At 75.0% G+C, this 604-nt stretch carries 2 protein-coding genes; both read right to left on the bottom strand.

Features of this window, described 5'->3' with window-relative positions; genetic code table 11:
- A partial coding sequence (locus GTW43_RS30095; RefSeq protein ID WP_161305152.1) for an ATP-binding cassette domain-containing protein occupies positions 1–155 on the bottom strand: 155 nt, incomplete at its 3' end.
- A partial coding sequence (locus GTW43_RS30090) for an ABC transporter ATP-binding protein (protein ID WP_161305151.1) occupies positions 152–604 on the bottom strand: 453 nt, incomplete at its 5' end. The genes GTW43_RS30095 and GTW43_RS30090, both read right to left, overlap by 4 nt.

Below are 604 nucleotides of genomic sequence, written 5' to 3'. Positions count from 1 at the left end.
ACGGTGGACTTGCCGCTGCCGGACTCGCCGACGAGGCCGACGACCTCGCCGGGTGCGATGGTGAGCGTGACACCGTCGACCGCCTTGACGGTGCCGGACGTGGACGGGAAGTGGCGCTGGAGGTCACGGACCTCCAGGACGGGTGTCCCGGTCATCGGGAGACCTCCTCTGCCTGGGTTGCGGACGCGGGCCCGGCGTCGGGTGCGGACCCGGCCTCGCTCTCGGGTGCCGACCCTGCCTCGGGGGCGGCGCCCGCCGGGTAGTGACAGGCGATCCGGTGCGTGCCGGACAGGGTCCGCAGCAGCGGCCGCCCGTCACGGCAGTCGTCCTGGGCGAACGCGCAGCGCGGTGCGAACGAGCAGGCGTCGGGCTGTCGCCGGAGGTCGGGCACGAGCCCCGGGATCTCGTTGAGCCGGGCCCGGCTGTCGGCGGTGCGGCTGCCGGGCCGCAGGACCGCCCCCAGCAGTCCGCGGGTGTAGGGGTGCCCCGGGGCGGCGAACAGATCGTCGGCCGGGGCCTGTTCGACGGGGCGGCCCGCGTACATGACGAGGACGCGGTCCGCGGTCTCGGCGACGACGCCGAGGTCGTGCGTGATGAGCACGAT

It is taken from the genome of Streptomyces sp. SID5785 (genome assembly GCF_009870065.1).
GTDB lineage: Bacteria > Actinomycetota > Actinomycetes > Streptomycetales > Streptomycetaceae > Streptomyces.
The sequence above is the reverse complement of the archived record's forward strand: the minus strand, read 5'-3'. Positions and strand labels throughout refer to the sequence as shown.